The 519-nt window shown below is 62.2% G+C and carries 1 protein-coding gene; it reads right to left on the reverse strand.

The genetic code is table 11. From position 1 onward, the window contains the following. Positions 1-130: 130 nt before the first annotated feature. A partial coding sequence (locus ACTIMO_RS17280) for a baseplate hub protein (RefSeq protein ID WP_448183221.1) occupies positions 131-519 on the reverse strand: 389 nt, incomplete at its 5' end.

Here is a 519-nt window from a genome sequence, read left to right on the forward strand (position 1 = left end):
ACGAACCTGGACGAGCGTCGCGGTGGCCACGCCGGTCATCATCTGCTGGACGAGGAAGCGCATGCGTCCGACATCGCTCAACGATGACGAGAAGTCGCTCTGGCCAGTATAGGCGCGCTGTTCCAGCATATCAGCTCGACAGCGCCAGAGGCTGGCCGAACAAGCTGCAGGTCGCTTCGGTGAACCACTGTCCGCCCGGGATGTTGCTGTCCAGATTGTGCGACACCGCCGCGACCACCCAGGTCTTGTTTGCGGCCTTGAAATCGCTCTCGATCTCGACCTGGCGTGCGAAAACGAGGTTGGGGTTGTAGACGCTGAGGAACTGCACGCCGGTCTGGGTGAAGCCGGGATAGCCGACGAGGCCGCTGTCGGGCGCGATGCGAATGGTTGATAGGGCGGTGCGCGAACCTCCTGTCGGCCAGATCGCGAGCACGCGATTGACCGCATCCTCCAGCCTATCGGCATGAAACGCATCCAGCGCCTTGTTCAACTGTGCGCCGATGGAGCCTGGCCAATAAG

The sequence above is a fragment of the Arthrobacter sp. CP30 genome (assembly GCF_053470025.1).